The sequence below is a fragment of the Sphingomonas sp. genome (genome assembly GCF_031361285.1).
In the GTDB taxonomy this organism is placed as follows: domain Bacteria; phylum Pseudomonadota; class Alphaproteobacteria; order Sphingomonadales; family Sphingomonadaceae; genus Sphingomicrobium.
On record NZ_JANMCO010000037.1, the window covers coordinates 1 to 2,317 of the forward strand.

Below are 2,317 nucleotides of genomic sequence, written 5' to 3' on the forward strand. Positions count from 1 at the left end.
TTTGGCTGGCCGGCCGACCGGGTGTGGGTCAATCCGTCGCCCAATGCGCCCAATCTCAACATGGCGCGCTGCTATGCCGGGACGGTGATGCTCGAAGGCACTACGCTGAGCGAGGGCAGGGGCACCACCCGCCCGCTCGAACTGTTCGGCGCCCCCGACCTCGACGCGCGCGCGGTCATCGCCACCATGCGCGACTTGGCTCCACACTGGCTCGCCGGCTGCACGCTGCGCGACATCTGGTTCGAACCGACCTTCCACAAATATGCCGGCCAGCTATGCAGCGGCGTGCATGTCCATGCCGAAGGCGGGGCCTACGATCATCAAGCGTTCAAGCCGTGGCGGGTCCAGGCGCTGGCGTTCAAGGCGATCCGCGCGCTCCATCCCGACTATCAACTGTGGCGACTTTCCGTACGAATATGCGTTCGGCAAGCTGCCGATCGACGTCATCAACGGTGGGCCAAGCTTGCGCGAATGGGTCGATGATCCGGCGGCAGGCCCGGACGCGCTCGACGCGATCGCCCGACCCGACGAAGCGGCGTGGGATCAGGCTCGCCGACCCTATCTGCTATATTAGGGCTGGATTCAGCGCGTCCGGTTGCTGCCGCAGCTTCACCGGGGCGCTTTCGGGCATCATCAGCATCGCGATCAGGCCGATGATCGACATCACGACCAAATACCAGGCGATCGACATTGAGCTGCCGGTGACATGGAGCAGCCAGGTTACGACCAGCTGCGTGGTCCCGCCGAACACCGCAACCGGGATCGAATAGACCAGCGCGAACACCCGCGCCCGGACACGCCGCGGCAGGCTCTCGGCCAGCGCTGCGTAAAAGGCGCCGTAGAGCGCGTTAGACAGCGCCGACAGGATCAGATTGGACCAGATGAACGACGACGCGCTGCGCTCCCCGGTGAGCCACAGGAAGCAGGGGATGATGGAGAAGGCGAACATTAGCTGCGGCAGGATCATCACCACCCGCCGCCCGTATCGGTCGCTCAGCCAGCCGCCGAGCAGGATGGTGAAGAAGCCGATCGCATTGTTGGCGAACTCGGCGGTCATCGACACCGCCGTCGACAGGTGCAGCGTCGCCTGACCAAAGGTCGCCATATATTGGAAGATGTAGGTGGTGATCGTGCCCTGGGCGATGATCATGAAGCCGAGGATGACGATCTTGCGATAGGATCGGAAGCCTTCGTGGACGACTGGCAGCGGGTCGTGCCGGTTGAGCGTTTCGGGCAGGCTGCGGCGGATCATCAGCCCGAATGGGACAATCACCACACCGATCAGCAGCGCAATCCGCCAGCCGTAGGAATCGAGCTCGCCCGGTGTCAGGAAATGGGCCAGCGTCAGCCCGACCAGCGCCCCGGCGCTAGCCGCGATTTGCTGGGTCGCGCCCTGCCAGCTGATCATGAACCCACGCCGCTCGACGGTTGCCGATTCGAGCATGTAGGTGGTCGCCGACCCGACCTCGCCGCCCAGCGCGAATCCCTGCGCCATACGGGCGATGATCGCGATGATCGGTGCGGCGATGCCGATTGTGGCATAGCTCGGCGTCAGTGCGAGAACCGCGATCGCCACCCCCATCAGCGTCATGCTCAGCAGCATCGCCGGCTTGCGCCCGACACGGTCGGCATAACCGCCGAGGATGTAGGCGCCGAGCGGGCGGGTGATGAACCCCGCGCCAAACGTCGCCAGCGCCGCCATCAGGCTGAGGAACGCGTTGCCGGTCGGGAAAAAGGCATGGCCGATCTGGATCGCGAAGAAAGCGAAGGTGATGAAGTCGTAGAATTCGAGCGCATTGCCAACCGACGCCGCCGCCACCGCGCGCCGCGCTTCCTTGGGTGACAGTGGGGCCGGCGCGGGTTCGACCGGCAGCTCGTCGGCCGCATTGACAAGGTCGGTCATGGCAACGCCCCCCAGCTTCGCCGAAGCGCCAGACGGCGTTCGCTGGAACCAGACATGCGATACATATTAGCCCGGCGCAATAATATGCGTCGCAATCGGATTGCTTACCGATCCGGCCATCCTCAACCCTTGCGCGACAGCCCCCGCATCGCCTGGTCGAGGCCGTCGAGCGTCAGCGGGTACATCCGCTCGCCCATCAGCTGCCGGACGATCGCGGTCGATGCCGAATGGCCCCAATATGGCTCGGGCGTCGGGTTGATCCACGCCGCGCTGCGATAGGCGTCGGTCAGGCGCCGCAGCCACACCGCGCCGGACTCCTCGTTGAAATGTTCGATCGAGCCGCCGGCGTGCGTAATCTCGTAAGGGCTCATCGATGCGTCGCCGACTATGACCAGCTTATGGTCGCCTCCGAAC

1 protein-coding gene and 2 pseudogenes are annotated in these 2,317 nt (G+C 64.8%); 1 reads left to right on the top strand and 2 read right to left on the bottom strand.

Annotated features, from left to right (window positions below; genetic code table 11):
* A pseudogene (locus tag RMO25_RS04285) lies at positions 1–574 on the top strand (DUF1343 domain-containing protein); the annotation flags it as partial.
* Here RMO25_RS04285 and RMO25_RS04290 read toward each other — a convergent pair.
* Both RMO25_RS04290 and RMO25_RS04295 read right to left on the bottom strand, forming a co-directional pair.
* Positions 566–1,903, bottom strand: coding sequence for an MFS transporter (locus RMO25_RS04290; protein WP_309661371.1), 1,338 nt, complete (start codon positions 1,901–1,903; stop codon positions 566–568). The pseudogene RMO25_RS04285 and the gene RMO25_RS04290 overlap by 9 nt on opposite strands.
* A 122-nt stretch (positions 1,904–2,025) precedes the next feature.
* Positions 2,026–2,317, bottom strand: a pseudogene (locus tag RMO25_RS04295) (VWA domain-containing protein); the annotation flags it as partial.